General features: G+C 72.6%; 21 protein-coding genes. 11 read left to right on the forward strand and 10 right to left on the reverse strand.

Translation table 11 applies throughout. The features are described 5' to 3' along the window. The first annotated feature begins 2 nt into the window (after positions 1–2). The 7 genes from iolB (at position 3) to OG985_RS29490 (ending at position 11,357) form a co-directional block, all read left to right on the forward strand. Positions 3–842, forward strand: coding sequence for a 5-deoxy-glucuronate isomerase (iolB, locus tag OG985_RS29460; protein WP_371671361.1), 840 nt, complete (start codon positions 3–5; stop codon positions 840–842). Next, complete coding sequence (iolD, locus tag OG985_RS29465; protein ID WP_371671362.1) at positions 839–2,740, forward strand: 3D-(3,5/4)-trihydroxycyclohexane-1,2-dione acylhydrolase (decyclizing); 1,902 nt, start codon at positions 839–841, stop codon at positions 2,738–2,740. Before iolB ends, iolD begins: the two co-directional genes overlap by 4 nt. A 14-nt stretch (positions 2,741–2,754) precedes the next feature. Then, complete coding sequence (gene mmsA / locus OG985_RS29470; protein ID WP_371671363.1) at positions 2,755–4,257, forward strand: CoA-acylating methylmalonate-semialdehyde dehydrogenase; 1,503 nt, start codon at positions 2,755–2,757, stop codon at positions 4,255–4,257. A 365-nt stretch (positions 4,258–4,622) separates the two neighbouring features. Then, positions 4,623–6,023 (forward strand): APC family permease, encoded by a 1,401-nt coding sequence (locus tag OG985_RS29475; protein ID WP_371671364.1) that lies wholly within the window; start codon positions 4,623–4,625, stop codon positions 6,021–6,023. Positions 6,024–6,135: 112 nt separating this feature from the next. After that, a complete protein-coding gene (locus OG985_RS29480) occupies positions 6,136–8,787 on the forward strand; it encodes a CocE/NonD family hydrolase (protein ID WP_371671365.1) in 2,652 nt (883 codons plus the stop codon). After that, positions 8,784–9,656 carry an ABC transporter permease gene (locus OG985_RS29485; RefSeq protein WP_371671366.1) on the forward strand — a complete coding sequence of 291 codons (873 nt, stop codon included), beginning with the start codon at positions 8,784–8,786 and terminating at the stop codon, positions 9,654–9,656. The genes OG985_RS29480 and OG985_RS29485 overlap by 4 nt, the downstream gene beginning before the upstream one ends. 147 nt (positions 9,657–9,803) lie before the next feature. After that, entirely contained in the window at positions 9,804–11,357 is a 1,554-nt protein-coding gene (locus OG985_RS29490; protein ID WP_371671367.1) for a von Willebrand factor type A domain-containing protein, read from the forward strand. A 78-nt stretch (positions 11,358–11,435) separates the two neighbouring features. Here the strand turns inward: OG985_RS29490 and OG985_RS29495 are convergent, their stop codons facing one another. Together OG985_RS29495 and OG985_RS29500 are read right to left on the reverse strand one after the other, a co-directional pair. Continuing rightward, entirely contained in the window at positions 11,436–11,843 is a 408-nt protein-coding gene (locus tag OG985_RS29495; RefSeq protein ID WP_371671368.1) for a rodlin, read from the reverse strand. A 217-nt stretch (positions 11,844–12,060) separates the two neighbouring features. Then, a complete protein-coding gene (locus tag OG985_RS29500; protein ID WP_371671369.1) occupies positions 12,061–12,471 on the reverse strand; it encodes a rodlin in 411 nt (136 codons plus the stop codon). 230 nt (positions 12,472–12,701) lie between these two features. Here OG985_RS29500 and OG985_RS29505 point away from each other — a divergent pair, with 230 nt between their 5' ends. The 3 genes from OG985_RS29505 (at position 12,702) to OG985_RS29515 (ending at position 14,671) form a co-directional block, all read left to right on the forward strand. Next, positions 12,702–13,115, forward strand: coding sequence for a rodlin (locus OG985_RS29505; RefSeq protein WP_371671370.1), 414 nt, complete (start codon positions 12,702–12,704; stop codon positions 13,113–13,115). Positions 13,116–13,355: 240 nt separating this feature from the next. Further along, positions 13,356–13,583 (forward strand): chaplin, encoded by a 228-nt coding sequence (locus tag OG985_RS29510; protein WP_371671371.1) that lies wholly within the window; start codon positions 13,356–13,358, stop codon positions 13,581–13,583. A gap of 104 nt (positions 13,584–13,687) precedes the next feature. Continuing rightward, the gene (locus tag OG985_RS29515; RefSeq protein WP_371671372.1) at positions 13,688–14,671 is read left to right on the forward strand and encodes a chaplin family protein; all 984 of its coding nucleotides are present in this window, start codon (positions 13,688–13,690) and stop codon (positions 14,669–14,671) included. Between the two features lie 290 nt (positions 14,672–14,961). Here OG985_RS29515 and OG985_RS29520 read toward each other — a convergent pair whose 3' ends face one another. Beyond that, positions 14,962–16,251: an NAD(P)-binding domain-containing protein gene (locus OG985_RS29520; RefSeq protein WP_371671373.1), complete on the reverse strand. Its 1,290-nt coding sequence runs from the start codon at positions 16,249–16,251 to the stop codon at positions 14,962–14,964. Further along, on the reverse strand, positions 16,251–17,603 hold the full coding sequence (locus OG985_RS29525) for an ATP-grasp domain-containing protein (protein ID WP_371671374.1): 1,353 nt from the start codon (positions 17,601–17,603) through the stop codon (positions 16,251–16,253). The genes OG985_RS29520 and OG985_RS29525 overlap by 1 nt, the downstream gene beginning before the upstream one ends. A gap of 172 nt (positions 17,604–17,775) precedes the next feature. On the opposite strand from OG985_RS29525, the gene OG985_RS29530 reads away from it, so the two are divergent. After that, positions 17,776–19,104 (forward strand): glycoside hydrolase family 26 protein, encoded by a 1,329-nt coding sequence (locus OG985_RS29530; protein WP_371671375.1) that lies wholly within the window; start codon positions 17,776–17,778, stop codon positions 19,102–19,104. Positions 19,105–19,126: 22 nt separating this feature from the next. On the opposite strand, the gene OG985_RS29535 is transcribed toward OG985_RS29530, so the two are convergent. The 6 genes from OG985_RS29535 to OG985_RS29560 are packed head-to-tail and all read right to left on the reverse strand — an operon-like array spanning position 19,127 to position 25,842. Then, complete coding sequence (locus OG985_RS29535) at positions 19,127–20,224, reverse strand: GNAT family N-acetyltransferase (RefSeq protein WP_371671376.1); 1,098 nt, start codon at positions 20,222–20,224, stop codon at positions 19,127–19,129. After that, the gene (locus OG985_RS29540) at positions 20,221–20,871 is read right to left on the reverse strand and encodes a lipopolysaccharide biosynthesis protein (protein ID WP_371671377.1); all 651 of its coding nucleotides are present in this window, start codon (positions 20,869–20,871) and stop codon (positions 20,221–20,223) included. Before OG985_RS29540 ends, OG985_RS29535 begins: the two co-directional genes overlap by 4 nt. Next, positions 20,868–22,019 (reverse strand): glycosyltransferase, encoded by a 1,152-nt coding sequence (locus tag OG985_RS29545; protein WP_371671378.1) that lies wholly within the window; start codon positions 22,017–22,019, stop codon positions 20,868–20,870. The genes OG985_RS29540 and OG985_RS29545 overlap by 4 nt, the downstream gene beginning before the upstream one ends. Position 22,020: 1 nt before the next feature. After that, a complete protein-coding gene (locus OG985_RS29550) occupies positions 22,021–22,794 on the reverse strand; it encodes a polysaccharide deacetylase family protein (RefSeq protein ID WP_371671379.1) in 774 nt (257 codons plus the stop codon). Beyond that, positions 22,778–24,538 carry a murein biosynthesis integral membrane protein MurJ gene (gene murJ / locus OG985_RS29555; protein ID WP_371671380.1) on the reverse strand — a complete coding sequence of 587 codons (1,761 nt, stop codon included), beginning with the start codon at positions 24,536–24,538 and terminating at the stop codon, positions 22,778–22,780. Before murJ ends, OG985_RS29550 begins: the two co-directional genes overlap by 17 nt. Next, positions 24,529–25,842, reverse strand: a complete 1,314-nt coding sequence (locus tag OG985_RS29560) for an O-antigen ligase family protein (RefSeq protein ID WP_371671381.1) — start codon at positions 25,840–25,842, stop codon at positions 24,529–24,531. Before OG985_RS29560 ends, murJ begins: the two co-directional genes overlap by 10 nt. Positions 25,843–25,845 lie beyond the last annotated feature (3 nt).

Here is a 25,845-nt window from a genome sequence, read left to right on the forward strand (position 1 = left end):
GCATGACGAACACAGAGCCGCATTCCCCGACGGGCGGTGAGCTGTACGTGCCGAAAGGCGCCGCCGCGAACGCCCGGTACACCGTCGACATCGACCCCAAGCTGGCCGGCTGGACCCACAGCAGCCTGCGGATCGTCGAACTCGAGGCCGGTGGCACGCACACCTTCACCACCGGCGAGAGCGAGTGGATCGTGCTTCCGCTGCACGGCGGATGTACCGTGCAGACCGGTACCGATGAGTTCCAACTCCTGGGCAGGGAGAGCGTGTTCGCGTCGGTCACCGACTTCGCGTACGTGCCCCGAGACGCCCGGGTCCAGATCGCCTCCGGCGCGGGAGGCCGCTTCGCCCTGGCAGGAGCGAAGTGCGAGCGACGACTCCCCGCTCGCTACGGCCCCGCGCCGGAGGTTCCGACGGAGGTGCGCGGCAGCGGGACCTGCACGCGCCACGTCCGCAACTTCGCCTCCGCCGACGCCTTCGACTGCGACAAGCTCATCGCCGTCGAGGTGATCACGCCCGGCGGCAACTGGTCCTCGTACCCGCCGCACAAGCACGACGAGCACCGGCCGGGCGAGGAGGCGGAGCTGGAGGAGATCTACTACTTCGAGATCGACGGTCCGAACGGTTTCGGCTATCAGCGCGTATTCCCCTCCCGTGAGGGCGGATCGGACGTCCTCGCGGAGGTCCGCTCCGGCGACGCCGTCCTCGTCCCCGACGGATGGCACGGCCCGTCCATCGCCCAGCCAGGCCACGCCATGTACTACCTCAACGTCATGGCCGGCCCGGGCGGGACACGGGAGTGGCGGATCTGCTTCCACCCGGACCATACGGAGGGTTACCGATGACTCCGACGACCTCGACCACCCCGACGACCAGGCTCACGGTCGCCCAGGCGCTCGTCCGCTTCCTGTCCGCCCAGTACACCGAGCGTGACGGCACCCGGCAGCGGCTGATCGGCGCGACCTGGGGCATCTTCGGCCACGGGAACGTCGCCGGCCTCGGCCAGGCGCTCGTCGAGTACGCCGACGACATGCCGTTCCACCAGGGCCGCAACGAGCAGTCCATGGTGCACGCGGCGGTCGGCTACGCGCGCCAGTCGAACCGGCTGTCCACGCACGCGGTGACCACCTCCATCGGCCCCGGCGCGACCAACCTCGTCACGGGCGCCGCCCTGGCCACCGTCAACCACCTCCCGGTGCTGCTCCTGCCCGGCGACACCTTCGCGACCCGCGTCGCCGACCCGGTGCTCCAGCAGCTCGAGGTCCCCTACGCGGGTGACGTGTCGGTCAACGACTGTCTGCGCCCGGTGTCGCGGTACTTCGACCGGATCATGCGGCCCGAAGCCCTGATCCCGGCCGCGCTCCAGGCGATGCGGGTGCTCACCGACCCGGTGGAGACCGGCGCGGTCACGCTCGCGCTGCCGCAGGACGTCCAGGCCGAGGCGTACGACTGGCCGGAGGAGTTCTTCGCGCCGCGCACCTGGACGGTGCGCCGTCCCGGCGCCGACCCGGCCGAACTGGCCGCGGCCGTCCGGGCGATCCGCGCGGCCCGCCGGCCCCTGGTCGTCGCCGGCGGCGGCGTCCACCACAGCCGGGCCGAGGAGGCCCTCGCCGAGTTCGCCGGGGCCACCGGCATACCCGTCGCCTCCACCCAGGCGGGCAAGGGCTCGCTGCGCCACGACCATCGGCAGGACGTCGGCGGCGTCGGCCACACCGGCACGGTCACGGCCGACGAACTCGCCCGCACCGCCGACCTGGTGATCGGCGTGGGCACCCGGTACACCGACTTCACCACCGCCTCCGGCACGCTGTTCACCGGTGACGGCGTCCGCTTCCTCAACCTCAACATCGCGCCCTACGACGGCCACAAGCTGGCCGGGCTGCCCCTGGTCGCGGACGCCCGCGGCGGTCTCCAGCAACTCACCGAGGCACTCGGCACGCACGGGTACCGGGTCCCCGACTCGTACGTGGCCGAGTACACCGAGGACAAGGAGCGCTGGGAGCAGCGCGTCGACGCCTGCTACGAGGCCGAGGAGCCCGACGTACGCCCGACGCAGCCGCAGGTCCTGGGCGCGCTGGACGCGATCGTCGACGAGACGGACGTGATCATCAACGCGGCCGGCTCGCTCCCCGGGGACCTCCACAAGATGTGGCGGGCCCGCTCCCGGGACCAGTACCACCTGGAGTACGGCTACTCCTGCATGGGCTACGAGATCCCGGCCGCGATCGGCGTGAAGCTCGCCGACCCCGACCGTCCCGTGTGGGCGCTGGTCGGCGACGGCACCTACCTGATGATGCCGACGGAGATCGTGACCGCCGTGCAGGAGGGCATCGCGATCAAGCTCCTCCTGGTGCAGAACCACGGGTACGCGTCCATCGGCGGACTCTCCGAGTCGGTGGGCGGCGAGCGCTTCGGCACCGCCTACCGCTATCCGGCCGAGGACGGCACGTACACGGGGGCGCCACTGCCCGTGGACCTCGCCGCCAACGCCGCCAGCCTGGGCATGCGCGTGCTGCGCGCGAAGACCGTACGGGACCTGCGGGCGGCACTCGCCGAAGCCCGTGCCGCCGACACGCCCACATGTGTCTACGTCGAGACGGAAACGGCAGACACAGTGTCGGGGGCGCCCCCCGCGCAAGCCTGGTGGGATGTACCTGTGGCCGAGACCGCGACCCGATCGTCCGCGGTCAAGGCACGAGAGCTGTACGAACGGCACGTCTCCACCCGACGCCGCCATCTGTGAAGGAGTACTCGGTCATGACGAAGATCGTCAACCACTGGATCGGCGGCAAGACCGTCGAAGGCGCGTCGGGTACGTACGGGCCGGTCACCGACCCGGCGACCGGCGCCGTCACCACGAAGGTCGCGTTCGCCACGGTCGACGAGGTCGACGCCGCGGTCGCCGCCGCCAAGGACGCCTACGCGACCTGGGGCCAGTCCTCGCTGGCCAAGCGCACCACCATCCTCTTCAAGTTCCGCGCGCTGCTGGACGCGCACCGGGGCGAGATCGCCGAGCTGATCACCGCCGAGCACGGCAAGGTGCACTCGGACGCGCTCGGCGAGGTCGCGCGCGGCCTGGAGATCGTCGACCTGGCGTGCGGGATCACCGTGCAGCTGAAGGGCGAACTGTCGACCGAGGTGGCCTCCCGGGTCGACGTGTCCTCGATCCGCCAGCCGCTCGGTGTCGTCGCCGGCATCACGCCGTTCAACTTCCCGGCGATGGTCCCGATGTGGATGTTCCCGATCGCCATCGCGACCGGCAACACCTTCGTGCTGAAGCCGTCCGAGAAGGACCCGTCGGCCTCCCTGAAGATCGCCGAACTCCTCGCCGAGGCCGGTCTGCCGGACGGCGTCTTCAACGTCGTCAACGGCGACAAGGTGGCCGTCGACCGCCTCCTGGAGCACCCCGACGTCAAGGCGGTGTCCTTCGTCGGCTCGACCCCGATCGCCCGCTACATCCACACCACGGCCGCCGCGAACCACAAGCGCGTCCAGGCCCTGGGCGGCGCGAAGAACCACATGCTGGTGCTGCCGGACGCGGACCTCGACGCGGCGGCCGACGCGGCCGTCTCGGCGGCCTACGGCTCCGCGGGCGAGCGCTGCATGGCGATCTCGGCCGTGGTCGCCGTCGGCGCGATCGGCGACGAGCTGGTGGACAAGATCCGCGAGCGCGCCGAGAAGATCAAGATCGGTCCCGGCAACGACCCGACCTCCGAGATGGGCCCGCTCATCACGAAGGTCCACCGCGACAAGGTGGCGTCCTACGTCGAGGGCGCGGCGGCCGAGGGCTCGGAGGTCGTCCTGGACGGCACCGGCCTCACCGTCGACGGCTTCGAGGACGGCCACTGGATCGGCATCTCGCTGCTCGACAAGGTGCCCACGACCGCGAAGGCGTACCAGGACGAGATCTTCGGCCCGGTGCTGTGCGTGCTGCGCGTCGACACCTACGAGGAGGGTGTCGCCCTCATCAACGCCTCGCCCTTCGGCAACGGCACCGCGATCTTCACCCGGGACGGCGGCGCGGCCCGCCGCTTCCAGCTGGAGATCGAGGCCGGCATGGTCGGCGTGAACGTCCCGATCCCGGTCCCCGTCGGCTACCACAGCTTCGGCGGCTGGAAGGACTCGCTCTTCGGCGACCACCACATCTACGGCAACGACGGCACGCACTTCTACACCCGCGGCAAGGTCGTCACCACCCGCTGGCCCGACCCGTCCGACGCGCCCGCGGGCGTCGACCTCGGGTTCCCGCGCAACCACTGAGGCCGTTCGGTGCCCCGCCTCTCCACGGGGAGGCGGGGCACCGGCGTGTCCGGGCTCGGCCCGCTTCCGCCGAGTGCCCGGGGCGCCCTTCTCGCCGAAGGCGGCCGAGCCGTCCACGTGGCGGGACACGCCGACAGGTCCGGATGCCGGACGGCGTCACGTTTTTTCGACGCCCTCCCTGCGGTTCCCGTACCGCTCAAGGGGGCGGAGCGGGCTGGGTCGAACTGCCGAATACGTGATTCTGGAGCGCGTTGATCTACGGATTCCGTAGGTAAACACCTATTGACGCGTCGGTTTTCGTCGGGGTTCCATGCAGCACCGCCCCGGCCGCCGGAGGCATCCGCACGAGTCGATCGGAACCGCGCATGACCGAGACCTTGGCACCGTCCGCGACCGGGCCCGCCGAGACCCGCTCGCCGGAACTCAAGCGTTCCATCGGTGTCGTCGGCGGGACCCTGCTCACGCTCTCGTGCGTGACGCCCGCCTCCACCCTCTTCGTGGTCGTCCCCGACCTGTTCGGCTCGCTCGGCACCGCCACCGCCCTGACGATCGCGATCGGCTCGCTCCTCTGTATCGCCGTGGCGTTCTGCTACGCCGAACTGGGCACCCTCATCCCCAGCGCGGGCGGCGAGTACGCCATGGTCTCGACGATGGCCGGACGCCTCGCCGGCTGGCTCGTCTTCGTCCTCTCCCTCCTCGTCGTCATGATCGTCCCGCCGGTCATCGCGATGGGCACCGCCGACTACCTCGCCCCGATCGTCCACCTCGACCCGTCCCTCGCGGGTGCCGCGGTCATGCTGCTCGCCACCCTCGCCGGCCTGCTCGACCTGCGCGCCAACGCCTGGATCACCGGAATCTTCCTGGTCCTGGAGGTCATCGCGGCGGCTGTGGTGGCGGTGCTCGGCTTCGCGCACAGCGAGCGGGGAGCGGGCAGCCTGGTGTCGATGAGGGTGGCGGGCGCCGACGGCCACCCGGACACCGTCACCGCCATGCTGGTCGTCTCCGGCCTCGCCATCGCCCTCTTCGTCACCCAGGGCTTCTCGACCGCCGTCTACCTCTCCGAGGAGCTCGAGAACCCGCGCCGCAACGTCGCCCGCACGGTCCTCGCCACCCTCGCCATCTCGTCCGTGATCATCCTGGTCCCGGTCGTCGCCATCACCCTCGGCGCCTCCGACCTCACGGAGCTCTCCGGCGGCGACATCAGCGGCATGGTCACCGCCTGGTCCAACTCCGCCGTCGGCACCTTCGTCAGCCTCTGCGTGGCCCTCGCGATCATCAACGCGGGCATCGTCATGGTCATCCAGAACTCCCGAGTCCTGTTCGCCTCCGCCCGCGACAAGGCCTGGCCCGAACCGGTCAACCAGGTCTTCGCCAAGCTCGGCCGCTTCGGCTCCCCGTGGGTCGCCACCCTCGCCGTCGGCATCCCCGGCGCGCTGCTCTGCTTCGTCAGCCTGGACACCCTGTACGGCGTCACGGGCGTCTCCGTGACCGCCATGTACCTGCTCGTCGCGGTCGCCGCCCTGCTCTGCCGACACGGCTCCCACCGGCACACCCCCGCCTGGCGCATGCCGCTGTGGCCCGCGATGCCACTCCTGCTGATCGCGGTCCTCGCCTACATCCTCAGCCAACAGGAGACCGACTACCTCCTGTGGACCGGCGGCATCACAGCCGTCGCTTCCCTCTACTGGGTCCTCTACCTCCGCCCCCGCCGCGCCACCCGCTGGCTGGTGTCGATTCCGCAGGACGCGCGGGAGCCGGGCGCCTGAGCCGCGTACCGCGCCTGCTGTACGGGCCGGGAGGCTCCTACGCCGCTGGGATGGCCGGGGGTTCAGCCCGGGGGCTGCATCGGTTGTCGGCGGCGGCCCGTACCGTTGACGCATGGATCTTCGACTGCCCCGACTGCGAGGGCTACTTCGGGGGCCGCGTCGGTGGGGTGCCGCCGCGGCCGCCGTCGTCGTGCTCGCCGGCGCCGGCACCTGGACGGCCGTCGCCTCCGACGACGCACCCCCGGTGCACCGCACCGACCGGGTGCTCGCCACCGGCGACGGAGTGCGCCTGGACACCTCGTACTTCACCTCCGGCTCCGCCGGCCGCCGCCCCGCCGTCCTCCTCGCGCACGGCTTCGGCGGCAGCAAGGCCGACGTCCGGCAGCAGGCGCAGAACCTGGCCCGGGACGGGTACGCGGTGCTCACCTGGTCGGCGCGCGGCTTCGGCAGGTCCACCGGAAAAATCGGGCTGAACGACCCGAAGGGCGAGGTCGCCGACGTCTCGAAGCTGATCGACTGGCTCGCCGAGCAACCCCAGGTCCAGCTCGACAGGGCGGGCGACCCGCGTGTGGGCATGGCCGGCGCCTCGTACGGCGGCGCGATCTCCCTGCTCGGCGCCGGCCACGACGACCGGGTGGACGCCATCGCCCCGTCGATCACGTACTGGAACCTCGCGGACGCCCTGTTCCCCGACGACGTCTTCAAGAAGCTCTGGTCCGGCATCTTCGTCAACTCCGGCGGCGGCTGCGACAAGTTCGAGCCCGCGCTGTGCCGGATGTACGAGCGGGTCGCCGAGTCCGGCACCCCGGACGCGGCGGCCCGGTCCCTGCTCGAAGCCCGCTCCCCGGTGGCCGTCGGCGACCGCATCAAGGTGCCCACGCTCCTCGTGCAGGGTCAGACCGACTCCCTCTTCCCGCTCGGCCAGGCCGACGCGGCGGCGAAGGCCATCCGCGCGAACGGCGCCCCGGTGGACGTCGACTGGATCGCCGGCGGGCACGACGGCGGTGACCTGGAGGGCGGCCGCGTACAGGCGCGCGTGACGTCCTGGTTCGACCGCTATCTGAAGGGCGACAAGGGCGTCGACACCGGCCCCGCCTTCCGGGTCACCCGCACCGGAGGCGTCGACTCCACCGACGGAGCGGCCCAGTTGAGGGGCGCGAGCGACACCGCGTACCCCGGCCTGGACAACGGCACCGAGTCCGTCGCCCTGACCGGCCGCGAGCAGACCTTCGACAACCCGGCCGGCGCCAGCCCGCCCGCCGTCTCGGCCCTGCCCGGCCTCGGCGGCTCCGGCGGCCTCGCCCAGCTGTCCTCGCTGGGCGTCGGGGTGTCACTGGACTTCCCCGGCCAGTACGCGCGCTTCGACTCCGCCCCCGTCAAGGACGATCTCCGCATCACCGGATCGCCGACGGTCACCGTCCACATCCGGTCCTCCGGCGACGACGCGGTCCTCTTCGGGAAGGTGTACGACGTCAGCCCGGGCGGCACCCGGCAGGTGCTGCCCGCCCAGCTCGTCACCCCGGTCCGCGCCGAGGGCACCAAGTCCGGCAAGGACGTGACGATCACGCTCCCCGCCATCGACCACGAGATCGACAAGGGCCACCGGCTGCGCCTGGTCCTCGCCTCCACGGACCTCGGCTACTCCTCCCCGGTGACGCCGGCGACGTACACCGTCTCCCTTAAGTCCGACCTGAAGGTGCCCACCGCCCCCGGCGTCACCACCGCGGCCGCCACGCTGCCGTCCTGGGTGTGGTGGCTGCCGCTCGCGGGCGCCGGCCTCGCCCTGGTGCTGCTGCTGACCGGCCGCCGCCGCACCGCCACACCCGCCCCGGACCCGGCGCTGGCCGAGGTCCCGCTCCAGATCACCGACCTGAGCAAGCGGTACGCGAAGTCCTCCGACCGGTACGCCGTACGGGACCTGTCCTTCCGGGTGGAGAAGGGCCAGGTACTCGGCCTCCTGGGCCCCAACGGCGCGGGCAAGACGACCTCGCTGCGCATGCTGATGGGCCTCATCAAGCCCGACGCCGGCGAGATCCGCGTCTTCGGCCACGCCATCCGCCCGGGCGCGCCCGTCCTGTCCCGGGTCGGCGCCTTCGTCGAGGGAGCGGGCTTCCTGCCGCACCTCTCCGGCCGGGAGAACCTGGAGCTGTACTGGCGGGCCACCGGCCGCCCGCCCGAGGACTCCCACCTGGACGACGCCCTGGAGATCGCCGGCCTCGGCGACGCACTGGCCCGCGCGGTCCGCACCTACTCGCAGGGCATGCGGCAGCGCCTGGCCATCGCGCAGGCCATGCTCGGGCTCCCGGACCTGCTCATCCTCGACGAGCCGACCAACGGCCTCGACCCGCCGCAGATCCGCGAGATGCGCGAGGTGCTGATCCGGTACGCGGCCGCCGGACGCACGGTGATCGTCTCCAGCCACCTGCTGGCGGAGGTCGAGCAGTCCTGCACGCACCTCGTGGTCATGGACCGCGGCCGGCTTGTCCAGGCCGGTCCGGTCCGGGACATCGTCGGCTCCGGCGACACCCTGCTCGTCGGCACCGGCGCGCCCGTTGAGGAGCCCGTCGTGGAGAAGATCGCCGCGCTGCCGGGCGTGACCTCGGCCCTCAGCACCGACGACGGACTCCTGATCCGCCTCGACCCGGGCGGATCCGCCGAGCGCCTGGTCGTCGACCTCGTACGGCTCGAGGTGCCCGTCGCCTCGGTCGGCCCCCACCGCCGCCTGGAAGACGCCTTCCTCACCCTGATCGGAGGCTCCGCATGAGCACGCTCGCCGAGCGCACCCGGCCCGTCGAGGTCGCCTCCGGCTACCGGGCCGGCCGTACCCTGCCCCTGCGGGTGGAGCTGGTCCGCCAGTTGAAGCGGCGCCGCACCCTGGTCATGGGCGGAATCCTCGCCGCGCTGCCGTTCGTGCTGCTCGTCGCCTTCGCGATCGGCGGCGATCCCGGCGGCCGCAACAACACGGTGACGCTGATGGACACGGCCACCGCGTCCGGCGCCAACTTCGCCGCGGTCAACCTGTTCGTGTCGGCGGGCTTCCTGCTGGTCGTCCCGGTCGCCCTGTTCTGCGGGGACACCGTCGCCTCCGAGGCGAGCTGGTCCAGCCTGCGCTATCTGCTCGCCGCGCCCGTGCCGCGGGCCCGCCTGCTGTGGTCCAAGCTGGTCGTCGGGCTGGGGCTCAGCCTGGCCGCGATGGTCCTGCTGCCGGTGGTGGCGCTGGCCGTCGGCACGGCCGCCTACGGCTGGGGGCCCCTGGAGATCCCCACCGGCGGCGCGCTCGCGGCGGGCACCGCGGCCCAGCGGCTCCTGGTGGTCGTGGCGTACGTCTTCGTGTCCCAACTGGTCACCGCCGGCCTCGCCTTCTGGCTGTCGACCAAGACGGACGCCCCCCTGGGCGCGGTCGGCGGCGCGGTCGGGCTGACCATCGTCGGCAACGTCCTCGACGCGGTGACCGCCCTCGGCGACTGGCGCGACTTCCTCCCGGCCCACTGGCAGTTCGCCTGGGCCGACGCCGTACAGCCCCATCTCGAGTGGTCCGGAATGATCCAGGGCACCGCGGTCTCCATAACGTACGCCCTGGTGCTGTTCGCCCTGGCCTTCCGCGGTTTCGCCCGCAAGGACGTGGTGTCGTAGGTCAACGGAAGATCACCCACCGGTCTCGAAACCCGCCCTCCGTGCCCTCTTCGAGACGCATCCGCAACGCTCCGTAGCGCACACTCCGGCCCCCTGCGCCGTCACAGTCACAGACGTCGACGTCAACGGACACAGGGGGCACGGCACATGGAGACCCACCACATACGATGGCCGCGCGCGACACGCCCGCGCGCCGCCCTGATCGCCCTCCTCGCGGCCGCCGGGCTGCTCACCGGCTGCAGTGCGGGCGGCTCCGGATCCCACAGCTCGGACGGCTCCTACGGCGAGGGTCGCCTCCCCGCTCCCGCCCCGGCGCAGAGTCAGGGCAGCGGGGAACAGCGGGGGGAGCAGGACGAGGACGGCACGGCCCGGGAGGTGGCGCCGCCACCGGACTACCTCTCCACCTTCGCCCTCGACGTCGACACCGCCTCCTACGGCTACGCGCGCCGCTCCCTCGCCGACGGCCGCCGGCCCGACCCCTCGACCGTCCGCCCGGAGGAGTTCGTCAACAGCTTCCGCCAGGACTACGAACGCCCCGACGGCAACGGCTTCTCGGTCACCGTCGACGGCGCCCGGACCGACCGCCGTGACTGGTCGCTGGTGCGCGTCGGACTCGCCACCCGCTCCACCGGGCAGTCCGGCGAACGCCCGCCCGCCGCCCTCACCTTCGTCATCGACATCTCGGGCTCGATGGGCGAACCGGGCCGCCTGGACCTCGCCCAGAGGTCCCTCGACACGATGACGGACCGGCTCCGCGACGACGACTCGGTCGCGATCGTCACCTTCAGCGACAAGGCCGAGACGGTCCTGCCGATGACCCGGCTCGGCGACCACCGCGGCCTCGTCCACGACGCCGTCGACGGCCTGGAGCCGACCTTCTCCACCAACCTCGGCGCGGGCGTGGAGACCGGCTACGCCACCGCCGTCGAGGGCCTGCGCCGCGGCGCCACCAACCGCGTCGTCCTGATCTCCGACGCGCTCGCCAACGACGGCGACACCGACGCCGACTCGATCCTCGACCGCATCGACGGCGCCCGCCGCGAGCACGGCATCACCCTCTTCGGCGTCGGCGTCGGCAGCGACTACGGGGACGCCCTGATGGAACGCCTCGCCGACAAGGGCGACGGCCACACCGTGTACGTGTCGGGCGAGGACGACGCCCGCAAGGTCTTCTGCGACGAACTCCCGCAGAACATCGACCTGGTCGCCCGCGACGCCAAGGCCCAGGTCGCCTTCGACCCCGAAACGGTCGCCGAGTTCCGCCTCGTCGGCTACGACGACCGCCGGGTCGCCGACGACGACTTCCGGGACGACCGCGTCGACGGCGGCGAGGTCGGGCCCGGCCACACGGTCACCGCCCTCTACGCCGTCCGCACCAGGTCCGGCGCCGACGGCCACCTCGCCACGGCGAGCGTCCGCTGGCTCGACCCCGGCACCCGCGCCCCGCACGAGCGGACCGGGCAGCTGGAGACCGGCTCCCTCGACGGCTCCCTCTGGACGGCGGCCCCCCGCCTCCAGGTCACCGCCGTCGCCGCCTACTTCGCCGAGGCCCTCCGCTCGGGGGACGAGCGCCATCGCACCCTGCCCGGCGACCCGGGTCCCACCGACCTCGCACAGCACGCGGCCGACCTGGCGCGGACCACCGAGGACGAGGAGGTACGCCGGCTCGCCGACGCCATCGACCGGGCGCAGCGTCTCTGAACGGCGCCGGGGCTCCCGGCACACGAAAGCGGCGGGCCACCGGAAGACCGGTGACCCGCCGCCTGGCGGAGCCGAGGCTCAGCCGTTGCCCGTGCCGTTGCCGGAGAGGGCCGAGATGTCGTCGAGGATGTGCGACAGCGGCTCGTCACCCTTGGCCTGGGTGGAGTTCTCGACGCACTGCTGGGTCTGCGGGGCCGACAGGACCGGGATGTCCTGAACACCGACGTTGGCCAGCGCGAGGATCGACTGGGCGTTGACCTTCGCCGGCAGGCCGACGCAGGGCTTGTTCAGCGAGCCCTGGACCAGCGAGAGCTGAGGGCTCATGTCACCGAACGTCGCCGAGTTGCCGAACTCCTGCGAGGCGCCGTTGCCGCTGGCGGAGGTGGTGCCGTTGTCGTCACCGATGGCGAGCGCCTGGGTGGCGGCCGCTGCCGAGATACCGGCGACGGAAGCGGCAATAGCCGCGGTCGCCCACAGCTTCTTCATGTTCGTTCCCTTCGAAAAGCGGACTCCGGGGAGGAGCTGCATGATCATCAACGCCCTGACCGGGCGGAGGTAGCGGGCTTTGCCCCGATTGGCCCAACGTGTTCACGGGCCGTATGTGCGCCCCGGTTCACTCCGTGGACGCCGAGCAACGGGCCACCGGAAACCGGCGGCCCGCAGACGGGGTTCACTGACGGGCGTTCTCGAAAGGACCCGGAACTCAGTGGTTCTTGACGCCGTTGCCCGCGAGCACGGAGATGTCGTCCAGGATGTGCGACAGCGGCTCGTCGCCCTTGGCCTGGGTGGAGTTCTCGACGCACTGCTGGGTCTGCGGGGCCGACAGGACCGGGATGTCCTGGGCGCCGATGTTGAGCGCGCCGAACAGGGACTGGGCGTTGGCCTTCGCCGGCAGACCGATGCAGGGCTTGTTGAGGGACCCCTGGATGAGCGCCATCTGCGGGCTCATGGTGCCGTACGTGGCCGAGTTGCCGAACGCCTGGTACGCGCCGTTGCCGCTGGCGGAGGTGGTGCCGTCGTCGTTGCCGATCGCCAGAGCCTGCGGCGCGGCGGCGGCGGAGACGCCTACGACGGACGCGGCGACCGCGGCCGTAGCCAGAACCTTCTTGATCACTTGCTGGTCCCTTCTGGAGAAACCCCGTCCACCGGAGCGCTCTGGTTCAACTCCCGCGGGCGCGCTTGGTTGCTGTCGTTCACTCCGACGGCCCAGGAAAGAGGAAAGATCCGATCGGGTGAAGCGCCGAAACCAAACCCCGCGTATTCGGTTGATGAGACTGCAGGAGCACGCGTCTTGCCGGGATGCGTCTTGTCAGGACGCCTCTTGTTCCAGGAAAGGAAAGCGAAATGCTGAAGAAGGCAATGGCCATGGCGGCGATCGCCGCGTCGGTCGGCGGTGTGTCGGCGGCCGCTGCCCCCCAGGCGCTTGCCATCGGTGACGACAGTGGCACCACCTCGGCGAGCGGCAACGGCGCGCACAGCGCGTTCGGCAACCAGGTGACCAAGGGCGAGATGAGCCCGCAGGCCACCCTGGTCCAGGGTTCGCTGAACAAGCTCTGCGTCGGCCTGCCGGCCAAGGCCGACGCCCAGTCGCTGGTCGCCTTCATCGCCAACGTCGGCGTTCAGGACATCCCGGTCCTGTCGGCCCCGCAGACCCAGCAGTGCGCCGAGAACTCCACCCAGGCCAAGGGTGACGAGCCGCTGTCGCACATCCTGGACGACATCTCGGCCCTCTCCGGCAACGGCACGGGCAACGGCTGAGCCGACGCCCCCGCGACCACTCGGGCCACCTTTCTTCCTGTCGTGGGCGACGCGACCGTTCGCAGCATTTGTAGTAATAATCCCAAGGCGTTCGAGTGAATTCCCCTACGGCCCATGTTCCGTAGTTTCTTCGGCTGTCTATGCCTCGTTTTACAGCTGCAGGTCATGGTGCGAGCCGTTCCGACTGTGCTCGCTCGGTTTCGACCGTCACAGGGCATGACCGCAGAGAAGGGAAATTCAATGAAAAAGACCGCTGCTGTCGTCACGGGCGCGATCATGGCTCTCAGCATGGCCGCCCCGGCCTTCGCGGACGCGGAGGCGGAGGGTGTGGCCGTCGGTTCTCCCGGTGTCCTCTCCGGCAACGTGATCCAGGTTCCCGTGCACATCCCGGTCAACGTGTGCGGCAACACGATCAACGTCATCGCTCTGCTGAACCCCACGGCCGGCAACTCGTGCGAGAACGACTGACGATGTAGCGCACCGGCCGCCAGGTCGGTTTTGGCCGGCCTCGGACCGTTCACTCGCGCTCCGGGGCCGGCTTTCCCACTTCTCCAAGCAGGAAGACAACGACCTTGCGACAGACCCTGAGCAGGGGAATGGTCGCGGCCGCCGCCGCGACCAGCATTCTGTCCCTGTGCGGCAGCCCCGCCGTCGCCGACACGCAGGCGAACGCGTCTGCCACCGATTCGCCCGGCGTCCTGGCCGGCAACAACGTGCAGGTTCCGGTCGAGGTGCCGGTCAATGCCTGCGGCAACTCCGCCGACGGGGTCGCCGCGCTCAACCCGACGTTCGGCAACTCCTGCGCGAACGACGAGGACTCGCACAGAAGCGGTTCGCACGGCGCGCCCCACGCCGAATCCGGGCCGCGACACGGCTCGGGCCACGGTCACGACGGTCACGGCCCGCGTCACGGTTCGGTCTCCGGTTCGAGCCACGACTCCGGTCGCGGTTCCGGACAGGGGGCGGGCCACGGTCACGACTCCGGTCGCGACGTCGCCCACAGCGCGGGCCGAGACTCCGGCTCCGGCGACGGCCATGACTCCGGGTACGGCGACGGCTCGGGTCATGACCGCGACCTCGGTCACGGGCACGGCCGGGGCATGAGCGACGACGACGCGACCGGTTCCGGCGCGTACGGCAGCACCGAGGGTTCGCCAGGCGTCGGCTCCGGCGACAACGTGCAGGCGCCGATCGACCTGCCGGTGAACCTGTGCGGCAACACGGTGGACGTGATCAGCGCGCTCAACCCCGTCTTCGGCAACGACTGCGACAACGAACACCAGTCACCGGCCGGGTACGGGGACACCCCACCGAGTCCGCCTCGGCACTCTCCGCCGCCGAGCCACCCGCCCACGGGCGATGAGCACCCGGGGACCCCGCCCACCAGTGGTTGGCACCCGGACCAGCCGCCCTCGGGCGGTGAACACCTCGGCACGCCGCCGTCCCTGGCCCACACGGGCAGCGAGTCCCTGCTGGCCGCCTCGGGTGCCGCCGCCGTGCTGGTCGCGGGCGGTTCGATCCTGTACCGACGGGGACGAGTCACGTCCCGCCGTTGAAGGAACGGGTGCCGGGCGTTCCGCGTCCGGCACCCGCCCCCGCTCGCGTCGCGGCGGCCCCGCCTGTTCAGCGGCGCACGGCGTCCACCGAGCCCCGCCGCCCCCTCGGGTGCCGGGACCGTCCGGGTCTCCGCGCTTGCCGGCTCCGCCCCGCTCGTGGCGCGGCGGCTCCGTCTGTTCAGTGGCGCACGGCGTCCACCGAGCCTCGCCGTCCCCTCGGGTGCCGGGATCGTCCGGGTCTCCGTGCTTGCCGGCTCCGCCCGGCTTGCGACGCGGCGGCAACCGTCTGGTCAGCGGCCTGCCGCGTCCACCGCGCCGCGCCGGTGCCCGGGGGCCGGGATCGTCCGGCGCTCCGCGTCGGCCGCCCCGGTCCGCAGCCGGCGCCGCACTCCCCGTACCAGCGCATCCGCCGTATAGGTCGCGCCGTGCACGAAGCGCATCGACGGGCCGAAGCCGGGGGCTGTGACGAGGCCTGCCATGAAGAGGCCGGGGTACGACGACTCGAAGTCCCGTCCGATCTCCGGCGCGCAGCCCGCGACGGTCGCCAGGGTGCCGCGCAGGTCGTCGTCGAGCAGGCCGAGCCGCTCGCAGGTCGCAGCGAAGCCCGTGCCCGCGATGACGTGGTCGGTCTCCAGGGATCGCAGGGAAGCCGCGGAGTGGAGCGCCCCGCCGGTCGCGCGCACGTCCAGCCGGACGCGGGATCCCGTCACCTCCCTGGCCGCCACCACCTCGTGGCCCGGGAGTACCTCGACCGCCGTCTCCACCCGCTCCCGGACCCACCAGGCGCCGGCCGGTCCCAGGGCCGTGGCCGCGATCCGGGCCCGGGTCGCCTCGGGGAGCCGGTGGAAGAGGCCGGGCCGCTCGGCGTAGAACCAGTTCCGCCAGCCGCAGCCCAGGCCGGTGTGCGGGGAACGGGCCGACCGCCACCACGGGCGCGCCCACGGCGGCGGCACCTCGTTCCAGCAGAGCCGCTCGGCGCGGGCCAGCACCCTTACCCGGGTGCCCTGTTCGGCGAGCAGGGCCGCCGTCTCCAGAGCCGCCTGGCCACCGCCGATCACCGTGACGTCGCGGCCTCGGAAACGCCCGAGCTCGGCGTGGTGGCTGCTGTGCGAGACGAGGGAGGGGCCGAGCGGGCGCAGGGCGGCCGGGACCTGCACGAAGGGCATGACCCCGACGGCCAGGGCGACCGTACGGGCGTGCAGGACCTGCCCGTCGTCGGTGACCGCCTCGAAGCCGCCCGGGCAGGGCGCCACCCGGGTCACGGTGCGCTCGTCCACCTCGGGCGCCGCGTTGCGCGCGAACCACTGGCCGTACGCGGCGAACATCTCCACCGGAATGGGCTCACCGTGCCGGGCTCGCACGCCCTGGCCCGCGCAGTACACGTCCAGGCGCCAACGCCGCTGTGGGTCCGAGAGGTTGGAGGCCCACGGCTCCGACTTGAGGAACATCCCGCGGGGCATGTGGTCGCGCCAGGACGCCATGGGCCGGCCGAAGACGCGCAGCCTGAGTCCGGCGGCCGCGGCATGGGAGGCGATGGACAGGCCATAGGGGCCGGCGCCCACCACCAGCAGGTCGTACATCAGCGGCTGCTCGCTTTCTCGTCGTCGGTCAGAGCGTCGGGCATGCCGTCGGGTACGCCGGGGGAGGTGACGGTGGGCAGGCCGACGGCCAGGTCGTGCCCGCCGGCCGAGGGGGGCGTCGCCTGACGCACCACGCGCCCGGCCGCTTGCATCCCGCCCTCCGTGCCCGGGCCGCGCACCCGGTCCAGCAGCCGGCGGGACACATGGCGGCCCCACAGCCCCCACATCGCCCGCCCGGGCGCACGGTCGTCCCGGGCGTGCCAGGCCCGCTCGCGCCCGCCACGCCGGGGGAAGGGGGGTCGCAGCGCGGTCAGCGGCGCGTAGTTCTCCACCACGAACTCCCGCCCCGGCCGCGGCGACCCGGCCGGCAGCGGCCGATGGGTGAGGTCCAGGTGCAGGGCCCGTACGACGTCCAGTTCCGCGGTGTCGGTGAAGAGCCGGAACTGCGCTCCGGGGCGCGGGTTGAAGTCGAGGAGGTGGTAGCGCCCCGTCGTGCCGCAGCGACGGAAGTCGAGGTCGAGGATGCCGCGGTAGCCGAGCTCCCGGGTCAGGCGCTCGGCGAGCTCCCGCACCTGCGGGTTGGGCGTCCAGCGGCCGACCGCCGTCAGCCCGGCCGCGCGCGGCCACGCCCGTCGCTTCACCCCCGAGCCGCCGCCGCGCAGGGCCCCGAAGCGGTCCACGTACCCGTGGAAGAACCAGTCGCGGTCGTGGCCCGGTGGCAGGAACGCCTGGAGCAGCAGCCGGCTGCCGGCCTCCTGGGTGCGCAGGTACAGCTCGCGTGCCTCCAGCACCGAGCGCACCACGACCGTGCTGCGCAGCCCGCTGCCCGCGGGGACCAGCCAGGGCCTGCTCCACTTCGCCACCAGCGGGAACCCCAGCTGCCAGGCCGCGCCCTCGGCCTGTGCGGCGCTGTCCGGGATCAGCGTGACCGGGTGCGGAATGCCCACCGACGCGCAGACCTCGGCCAGTTCCGCCTTGTCGGCCACGCCTGCGGACAGGGCGCCGGGCTGCCGCGGCAGCAGATAGGCCGGCGCCAGTTCCGCGCCCAGCCGGCCCACCGCGATGGCGCCGGCGTCGTCCATGGGGATCAGGACCGCGGGACGGGCGACGCGGGCGGCGACCCGGCGCAGGGCGACGGCGATGTCGTCCGGGGACGCCAAGGGCGGCGGTGGGGGATGCAGTTGGCGTACGAAGCGGGATTCGCGTACCGGACTCGCCGTGCAGTCGGCGACCACGTGCACCTCCACTCCCGCCCGGCCGAGCGAGCGTACGGCGCCCAGCGTTCCGTGGTGAAAGGGATTCCGGTCGATCCGCAGCAGAACGGCGGGGACGCGGATGTCGAACAGCGACACGGACTTTTCCTTCGGGTCTTTTTCACTCGTGCGGGCGATCGAGGCACTCGAAAGCCGTAACCACGGTGGCGGAATTCATATTGATATGACTGAGTGTCAGGTGACGGAAAGAAATATCGGGCCGCCAAGCGAGATGGCACGAGAGCGCGCGAGAGCGGAGACAGGAGCAGGCATGTCCTCACCACAGCGACGGCCACGTTCCCGGCGGCTGGCGGTCATCGCAGCGGGGGTCGCCGCGTCGGCCGCCCTGACCTCGGGCCCGGGATTCGCAGCGGGGGCGGAACGGGTCGCCGACCCACCCGCTCCGGCGACCGCGGCCACCCCGGCCCCCCTGGCCCCCGTGACGTTCCCCGTCCCGGCGAAGCCGGTGACCCCGCCCACCGTCACCGAACCGAGCGTGAAGCCTGTGCCGCCGGCGGCAGGGGCGAAACCCGGGGAGTCGACGAAGCCGGGCAAGCCCGTGCAGGACGTGCCCGCCTTCGGCGCCTACCTCGACTACGGGCCCCGCGGCGTTGCCCGCATCGCCGAGCTGAGCCACTGGCTGGGCAACGCCGAACTGCGCGTCGGCCACACTTATCTGCCCGGCGACCGCTGGAGCAACATCGAGGGCGCCCACGGATTCCTCGACGTCTGGGCGGACTGGCGCACCGAGAAGGCCGACCGGATGCTCGTCCTCAACGTGCCCATGATGGAGCGCAACGAGGACGACCTCTCCGACACCGAGGTCCGGCTGCTGCTGCGCCGGGCCGCCGCGGGGCAGTTCGACGAGCACTACCGCGCGCTCGCCCGGCGGCTGGTCGCTCTCGACGTGCCGGACACCGTCATCGTGCTCGGCTGGGAGATGAACGGCACCACGTACACCCATCGCTGCGGGCCCGACCCGGAGTCCTGGAAGACGTACTGGAACAGGATCGTCACCACCATGCGTGCGGTGCCGGGCCAGAAATTCCGGTTCGACTTCACGCCGACGCGCGGCCGGGACGCCGTCCCCTGGACGCAGTGCTATCCCGGGGACGACACGGTCGACATCATCGGCATGGATTCCTACGACCAGCCGCGCGGACTGACTTTCGACGAGCAGGTGAAAGAGCCCTACGGACTCCAGGAGCACGTGGACTTCGCCAAGGCCCACGGAAAGCCCATCTCCTATCCCGAATGGGGACTGTTCCGCAACGGGGACAACTCCGCGTACATGCGGCGGATGCTCGCCTGGATGGACGAGCACAAACCGCTCTACAACACGCTGACCGACTACTGCCCGCACGGTGTCTGGCAGTGCGGGGACAACCCCGAGTCGTCCCGGATCTACCGGTCCATGCTCTTCGGCCGGACCGACGGCACGGTCCCGCAGCCCACGCCCACCAAGCCGCCGGCCCCGACCACACCGACCGTTCCGCTGCCCCCGACCAACTGTTCGCCGCTGGACCTGGGCGACTGGGTCGAGTACTGGCTCGGCGGGAAGCTGTGCCTGCGCTTCGACTGGTGGTCGCGCACCCGGTGAAGCCGCGGGGGCGACGGGTCGTTCACGACCCGTCGCCACCGCGCTCCCTCCACCTGCGCAGCAGTTCCTTGCCCCGCCGCCGGGCGGCGACGTCGCACAGCGCCGCCGACAGCAGCGGGGCGGTGCGCCGCCGGGCCAGCAACAGCCTCTGGTTGACGACCGGTTCGGGGCGCCAGTGGTGTTTGTAGGGCTCGTTGCCGCGCAGCAGGCTCAGCGTGCCGGGCGCGCCGGTCCGGGTGTGCTCGGCACACGCGTCGAGGAGCATCACCGCCACGTCCGCCTTGCGTTCCCGCAGCCGCGGGTGGGCGCCGTAGAGGTAGCCGCCCGCCAGTCGCCGCGACAGCAGCGTCAGGTCGACCGCCACCACGTCGTCGTCCAGCCGGAACTCCGTGACCACGGCGTTCCCGGAGCGCACCATCGGGCCCACCGACCGCACCAGGTGGTCGCAGAACCGCGGCCGCAGATGCTCGGACGTCACCTTCCGTCCCTGCCACTGGAGTTGGTGCAGTTCCAGCAGCCGGCGCAGTGCCGCGTCCACCTCGTCGGGCCGTACGACATGACGTTCCACGCCCAGCGCGGTCAGCTTGCGCAGCTTGGCGCGCACCCGTTGGGCCTTCGCCGAGGGCAGCCGGGCGACCAGCTCCTCCATCGGCAGGGCGGGCAGCTCCAGGCACACCGAGTCGCTCACCCGGCGGCGCGGGCCGTGCCAGCGGTCGTAGATCCGCTCGGCCGCGCCGCCGGGACGGACCTCGCGGAAGTCGATCAGCGCGGTGCGGGCGGCGGCGGAGAGCGTCTCGGTGAGCGCGGCCACCGCCTCCTCGCCACGCTCGTCGTCCAGCAGGACGTCCCCGTAGTCGGAGATCGCCCCGCCCAGCGGCACGAGCGCCGGCACCGGACGTCGTACGCGCATCAGCGGGGCGGCGGCGACGAGTTCCGCGCCGTCGCGCACCAGCACCAGCCGCAGCCGGCCGCGCCGACCGTACGACAGCCACCAGGAGTGCAGCCAGGCGTGGCTCTGGAACGGGGTGGCCGCGGCGCACCGCTCGTACAGGCGCCCCCAGTCCTTGGCCAGCTCGGTGAAAGCGGTCTCGTCGGTGACGAGTTCCGCCGTGTACTTCACAGCTGTCCGTGCACGTCGGCGGCGGTGGCCGGGCTCGGGACGGAGGCGGGCCACGCCGGTTCCTCGGTGGCCCGCCGGGGCCGGACGAGCAGCAGCAGCCCGCCGAGCAGACCGCCCGCGCTCGCCCCCACCAGAGCCGTCACGGTCGGCGAGGCCGAGGACGGATCCGTGGGCCGGATGGCGCGGGCGAACTGCTGGAGCTCGACGTGGGTGTCGGCCTTGGTGTCGTTCGCGTGCCGGGTCAGTGCGCGCGAGACGGCGTTGGCCATGTCGGCGGCGAGGTCCGGGCGGGAGGAGGTCGCCGTGATCGCGACCATCGGCGCGTCCGGCGAGGTCGCCGTCTGCACGCTCGACCTCAGTGTCCTCACCGGCACTCCGGCCCACACCTGCGCGTCCCCGAGCACCGCGAGCTGCGTGGCGACCCGGCTGTAGGCCTGGGCGAAGCCGAGCGCGGACGCCGGTTCCGTCTTCTCGGTCGCCACGGCGACGACGTAGCTCGTGGCCGTGTACGTCGGTGTCCTGACCAGGCCGTAGGTGCCGCCGAGCAGCGAGCCGGCGAGGAGTCCGGCCGCGAGCAGCGACCAGGACGGCAGTGCCCGGCCGCGGGCGAGGGCCGGGCGGTGCGGTCCGGCGGGGTTCTCGGTCATGAGGAACTGGCTCCCTGGGGTGACGGTGACAACGAGTGCGGGGCCGCGGTGGCGTACACGCCCATGAGCTGGGCGGCACTGCGGTCGATGCTGTAGTGGCGGGCGGCGTCCGGTGCGGTACGCGGGCGGGGTCCGCACGCCCGGGCCTCCGCCAGGGCGCGGGCGAACGCCTCGGAGCCGCCCCGGACGCGGCGTGCGGCGGGCGCCGTGTGCGGTGGCAGGTCCTCGATCGCCGGGCAGGACGTGTAGCGCACGGGCAGTCCGGACGCCAGCGCCTCCACGACCGCCAGCCCGAACGCCTCCTCGGGGGACGGCGAGGCGAGCACGTCCATCGCGTCGGTGAGCGAGGGCAGGTCGGGGCCGGCGGAGCCGTCGGGGAGGTAGGGGCGTTCGCCGGTGAACAGGACGCGGCCGGCCACGCCCACCTCCTGCGCGGTGCGCCGCAGGGCGTGCTCCTCCGGACCGCCGCCGACCAGCAGCAGCCAGTAGTCGTCGGGGAGCCGGGTGAGCGCCCGCAGCAGCACGTCGAACCGCTTGCCGGCGGTGAGCCTGCCGATGCCGCCGACGACGTACGCGTCGTCCGGCAGGCCGAGCCGGCGGCGGGTGCGCAGCCGCCGGCCCGGGTCGAATCCGAAGCGGGCCAGGTCGATGCCGTTCGGGACGACCTCGATGCGCGGGCCGGGCACCCCCCAGCGCCGGAGGCGGTCGGCGACGGTGGGGGAGACGGCGACCGTGGCGCGGCCGAGCCGTTCGCTCGCCAGGTACAGCGCCCGCACGCCCGCGGTCAGCCCGCGCCCTTCCAACTGCGAGTCGCCGAGCGAGTGTTCGGTGGCGACGATCGCGCGGACGCCCGCCAGGCGCGCGGCGAGCCGGCCATAGACGCAGGCGCGGTAGAGGTGGGTGTGCACGAGGTCGTAGCGGCCCTCGCGGATGACCCGGACCAGACGGGGCAGCGCGCCGAGGTCGCGGTTGCCGGCCATGCCGAGATGGACGACACGCACCCCGTCCGCGGCGAGTCCGTCGGCGACCGCGCCCGGATTGGTGAGCGTCACGACGTCGCAGTCGACGGGCAGATGCCGCAGCAGCAGCCGCAGTTGCTGCTCGGCGCCACCGACGCCGAGACCGGTGATGACATGGAGGGCCCTCATGTCACAGCCCCGCCACGGGACGGCGGCGCAACCGGTGCAGGCGGTACTTCAGAAAGAGGCGTACGGCGTTGTCGTCCTGCCCGATGTGCAGACGGGGGAGGGCGTACGGACCGTTCAGCGGGCCCGGGTCGATGGCACAGGCATAGCTGTACCCGGCCTCCCGTACCGCGTCGACGGCACGCCGGTCGATCGTGCCGTAGGGGTAGCAGAAGCCGGCGATCTCGGTGCCGGTCAACTCCGAGAGCACGGCTCTGCTCCCGGCGACCTCGCTCTTCAGCGTGAGGTCGTCCGCCGCCGTCAGGTCGATATGCGTCAGCCCGTGCGAGCCGATCTCCACACCCTCGGCCGCCGCACCCCGGATGCCGTCGGCGGTCAGCAGCGGCTTGCGCGGGCCGAGCGGGTCCCAGGCGTTGTCACCGCCGAGCCGGCCGGGCAGGACGAAGAGGGTGGCGCCGAAGTCCCGGCGGCGCAGCGCCGGCAGGGCGTCGGTGAGGAAGTCGGCGTAGCCGTCGTCGAAGGTGAGCCCCACCAGGTTCCGGCCCCCGCCGACGGCCCGGGCGGCCAGCAGGTCCGTCATGGACACCCCGCGCAGACCGCGCCGGGCCAGCCAGCCGAGCTGCCGGCCGAGCCGGTCGGGGGTGACGGTGACGCGGTACGGGTCGTCCGAGCAGTCACCCACCGAGTGGTACATCGCCACCCAGGGGGCCGGTCCAGGACGGGGCCCGGCGGGTCTGCGGGTGTCGTCGGGGGCGCGGGGATCAGCGGATGCGGCCATGTGTGAGCCTTCGTGTGACGGTTCGTAGGGAACGGAGTGCGGGTGCGAAGCCCTGGACGCCCAGGGCGAGGCCGAGCAGGGCGAAGACGACGGCGACGGTGGCCGAGCCGGCCAGGAGGCCGGACAACGGCGCCGGCACACGGCTTGCCACGAACCAGCCCGCGAGCGCCGCGAGCGCCGCCGCCCGCAGCGGCCTGCCGAGTTCGCCCAGCACCCTCCGGGTGCGGATCGGGACGCTGCGCCTGCCCATGCCGGCCAGCAGCAGCGCGGCCGTCACGGTGATGCCGGTGGCGTTGGCGGCGGCGATCCCGCAGACGCCCCAGGGGCCCACCGCCCACCTGCCGAGCCAGGCGGTCACGATGATGCCCACGGCCATCGCGCCGACCGGGTACCAACTCGGCCGGCCGGCCGAGAAGTAGGAGCGGACCAGCGCCCCGACCAGGGTCTGGCCGAGCAGCCCGAGGGCGTAGACGCGCATGACGGCGGCCGTGGCCGCCGTGTCCCGCGCGGTGAACTCACCTCCCTGGAAGAGGAGTCCGATGATCTGCGGGGCGCAGGCGATCACCGTGGCCGCACCGAGCAGCACCGTGCAGGCCGCCAGTGCGAGGTCCCGTTCCACACGGGTGCGGGCCCGCTCGGTGTCACCCTCCGCCAGGGCCCGCGCGACCACCGGGAAGGTGACCGTGCACAGCATCAGCGAGAGGGTCATCGGAATCTGGGCCACCTTCTGCGCGTAGTTCAGGTGCGAGATGGCCCCGACGGGCAGGGTGGAGGCGAGGAAGCGTTCGACGAGGACCTGCGACTGCCGGCACACGGCGAACAGCAGGACCGTGGCGACCAGCGTCAGGGTCACCGCCTGTCCGGACGTCTCGGCCGGCCCGTCCTGCGCCACCGGCCGCCGACGCAGCTGCCGCCACAGCGCCGGAAGCTGGAGCGCCACCATCAGCGCGCCGCCCGCCGCGACGCCGACGGCCGCCGAGCGCACGCCCCAGCTGTCACCGAGGACGAACATCGTCGTGATGATGCCGGTGTTGTACGCCACGTAGATCCCGGCCGGCAGCAGGAACCGGCGGTGCGCCCGCAGGGCCGCGCTGAAGTACCCGGCGAGCCCGAAGCTCAGTACACAGGTCGCGGTGATCCGGGTGCAGGTCACGGCGAGGGCGGGGTCGGGCAGCCCCGGCGCGAGGGCCCCGACGACCCAGGGGGCACCGGCAACGATCAGCGCGGACGCGGCGACGAACGCCAGGGTGAGGCGGGGCAGGGTCGCGCCGACCAGGGCGCGCACCGGGTCGCCGGGGGCGCCCTGCGCGCGCCGGGCCAGGGCCAGGCTGAACGCCGGGATCAGTGCGAAGGCCAGCCCGTCCTCGATGAGCAGGGTGGCCGCGAACTCCGGCACGGTCCAGGCCACCAGGAAGGCGTCCGTGTCGCTGCCGGCCCCGAACAGCCGGGCCAGGAACTGGTCCCGGAGCAGTCCCAGCAGCGAGCCGGCGATGGACAGGGCCGCCGTGACGGCGGTGGCCCGGACGAGGAACTTCCGTGAGACAGGGGCGATGTCACGCCCGGCCTCGGTCCGGACGCGCGCCGCCGGCACGGTCGGCGTCTCGGCCGCGGGGGACGCGGCGGGCGGGCCGGCGGCGTCCTGCGCGTCGGGCGTGAACCGTGGCTCTCCGGCATCCTGCGCGCCCGCCGCGTCGTCCGCGTCCTCCGCGTCGGCCCGGGAGGGCGGGGAAGGGGTCACCGGCATGGGGCGGACGCCTCCCGGAAGCGGCCGCCGACCAGCGCCCACCAGGCGACCAGTCCGAAGCACAGAGCCGTCAGCACGGTCGAAGGCCCGCCGATGTCCGCGTAGAAGAAGTCGGTCAACTGCCAGACCAGCAGCCCGCAGGCGACGAGCGCGCAGTCCAGGCCCGGGCCGGACCCGCGCACCCGCACCAGCCCGCGCAGCGCGCACACCAGCAGGGCCAGCCAGCTTCCCGCGAGGGCGAGCAGACCGATCAGGCCCTGTTCGGCGAGGACGAGGAGGTACATGTTGTGCGGGGACAGCAGCGGCTGTCTGCGGAAGGCCGCACCCGCGCCCTCCGTGTCACTGCCCGAGGACAGCGCCAGCGAGGCGTGCGCGTCCCGCTGTTCGGGGAAGCCCTTGAGCCCCACACCCGTCAGCGGCCGCTCACGCCACATGCCGACGGCCGCCGCCCACATGGTGTACCGGTCGGTCACCGACTGGTCGGGGGCGTCGGCGACCTGCGTGATGCTGCCGATCCGCTCCTGGAGCATCGCCGAACCGACCCCGAACCCGCCGACCAGGACCACGCTCACGGCGACGAGGACCGCGCCCACCTTCAGCGCCCGCCGCGGCCCGGCCAGCAGCAGCTGCGCGACGCAGGTCACCGCCGTCGCGATCCACGCCCCGCGGCTGAAGGACAGCGCCAGCGGCAGCAGCAGCGCGAGCGCGCAGCCGGCGGCGACGGCCCGGTGGCGTACCGGCGCGCGGCCCAGGGCCAGCCCCAGCGCGCACACCAGACCGAAGGAGACCACGCTCGCCATGCCCATCACGTCCGTCGCGCCGAAGGTGCCGACGGCCCGGATCTCCTCGCCCTGGTAGGAGGCGCCGGTCCCGGTCGCGAACTGGTGCACGCCGATCGCGCCCTGGCACACCGCGAGCGCCACGAACGACCAGGCCAGCAGCCTGAAGTCGGACCGGCCGCGGACCAGCAGGACGACGGCCACCGGGACGAGCACGAAGACCTGTAGATAGCGGCCCATCCCGGCGAACCCGGCCGCCGCCGAGGCCGCCCCCGTCGCGGCCACGGCCAGCCCGGCCACGGGCAGGCCCAGCACGACGGCGGCCGTACGCGACAGGGGGCGCCGCCGGTCGCGCAGGACACGGATCACGCAGTACAGGACCACGAGTGCGGACAGCGCGTCGGCGGGGCCCGCACCGCCCTCGCCGTCCGGTGACACCGGCAGTGCCAGCAGGGCGACCACGGCCACCACCGGCAGGACCGGGGAGAACGACCGCATCCGGGGCAGGGTCAGTGCGTGGCTCATCAG

This window comes from Streptomyces sp. NBC_00289 (assembly GCF_041435115.1).
Lineage (GTDB): Bacteria > Actinomycetota > Actinomycetes > Streptomycetales > Streptomycetaceae > Streptomyces.